This window comes from Microvirga tunisiensis (genome assembly GCF_009296175.1).
Lineage (GTDB): Bacteria > Pseudomonadota > Alphaproteobacteria > Rhizobiales > Beijerinckiaceae > Microvirga > Microvirga tunisiensis.
The window spans coordinates 1-1331 of the sequence record NZ_VOSK01000763.1; the positions used below are offsets into that span (position 1 = coordinate 1).

Genomic DNA, 1331 nt, shown 5'->3' on the forward strand with positions numbered 1-1331 from the left:
GATCAACCGCCTCAAGCAATTCCGCCGCATCGCCACACGCTACGAGAAGCGCGCCGCCAACTATCTCGCGATGGTCAACCTCGGCATGATCATGCTCTGGCTATAGCCCTTTGCAGACACGCCCTAGCTGCCCCAGCATAAGGTCCACCGCCTTCGGCGTGACCTTCAGCAGCTTGGCGCCGAGTGCCACCGTCACCAGAGGAGGTGACAGGAACAGGTCCACCAGGCCTGGCAGCTTCGAGTTGCTGCGGCACTCTTTGGTCACCCGGTTCATCAGCTCACGGGCGAGGATCAGCCGGTCCAAGTCCTTGTTGGCAATGGTCAGCGCCTCCTCGATCACGCTGCAGAAGCCCTCCAACTTTTCCCGGGCCCCTTCCCGACCCTGCGGCCGGAACTTCGACTGCTTGAACCCGGCCGCCAGCGGCAGCAGATGGGTGGTCAGACCTCGGGCCCGCAGGATCGACGCAGCCATCGTCAGTCCGAGCCATGGCTGGCGGGTGTAGAGGTTGAGGTCGAGCCAGGCATTTCCAGGCCACAGCCGCCGCCGCAATTGCCGGCCAATGGCTCGTGCGCTTGATCAGATCCAGCCACAGATCTTCGTTTTCGGCCTCGTCCTGATCCGGATCATAGACCAGGTGCGAGCGGCTCTTGCGCAGCGGGGTTTCGCCGGCGAGCACCTTGCTGGTGCGATCGAGCAGGGCATCGATCTCGGCAAAGTGGGCCTTCCAGGGATCGGCATCGTTGGCGTGCAGCGGATAGGCCTCGTCATCGTCGGGATCTGGACGCTTCACCTTGGACGGCCGCGACGCCTCGTCCGCGACACCTCCGATGCCCCGCAGGGCGGATAATCCGTCGATCGACAGCGGCCACGGGGCCTTGCGCGCCATGGCCGTTCGTCGGGACTTCAGCGCCGCGGCGGCCCGGGTGAGTTCATGGGTGGGGTGGCGCACGTCCATACCGGCATCGTGCAGCACCAAGTCACCGACATCGACCAGATGACCATCGAGGATCAGGGCGCGGACCGCTTCGGTCATGTCGCAGCGGGACTGCCAGCCGGCAGCGAGGCCAGAGGCGTCCAGGCGAGCATCAAACCGCAGAACGGCAATCGTGATCTGTTCGAGCCGAGCCGCGATGCTCTCCCACGGCAGGTCCGGCAGCGCGAGCGCGGCACGCTCGATATGCTCCTCGTCCCAATCCCGATGCAGTCATCGGGGCAGTTTGGGGGACGGTGGGCCTTAGGCTGACCGGATGACGAGGTCGGCAAGGGGCGGAATTCTCGGCTGATCCCCATTCAGGCCGAGCCGGTCGCCAAGATAGTCGAAGAACGACAG

General features: G+C 64.8%; 3 protein-coding genes and 1 pseudogene. 3 read left to right on the forward strand and 1 reads right to left on the reverse strand.

Annotated elements, in window-relative coordinates; all coding sequences use genetic code 11:
- Positions 1 to 106, forward strand: a pseudogene (locus FS320_RS43475) (IS5-like element ISMra2 family transposase); the annotation flags it as partial.
- Here the strand turns inward: FS320_RS43475 and FS320_RS49455 are convergent.
- A complete protein-coding gene (locus tag FS320_RS49455; protein WP_244627767.1) occupies positions 101 to 550 on the reverse strand; it encodes a DUF1612 domain-containing protein in 450 nt (149 codons plus the stop codon). The pseudogene FS320_RS43475 and the gene FS320_RS49455 overlap by 6 nt on opposite strands.
- A gap of 10 nt (positions 551 to 560) precedes the next feature.
- On the opposite strand from FS320_RS49455, the gene FS320_RS49460 reads away from it, so the two are divergent.
- Positions 561 to 848, forward strand: a complete 288-nt coding sequence (locus FS320_RS49460) for a hypothetical protein (protein WP_244627768.1) — start codon at positions 561 to 563, stop codon at positions 846 to 848.
- A gap of 84 nt (positions 849 to 932) precedes the next feature.
- Positions 933 to 1244, forward strand: a complete 312-nt coding sequence (locus FS320_RS46860; RefSeq protein ID WP_162562924.1) for a hypothetical protein — start codon at positions 933 to 935, stop codon at positions 1242 to 1244.
- Positions 1245 to 1331 lie beyond the last annotated feature (87 nt).

Excerpts from the sequence above, each read along its gene's own strand:
- FS320_RS49460 (WP_244627768.1), top strand. The coding sequence starts at position 561 with ATGGCTCGTGCGCTTGATCAGATCCAGCCACAGATCTTCGTTTTCGGC.
- FS320_RS46860 (WP_162562924.1), top strand. The coding sequence starts at position 933 with ATGGGTGGGGTGGCGCACGTCCATACCGGCATCGTGCAGCACCAAGTC.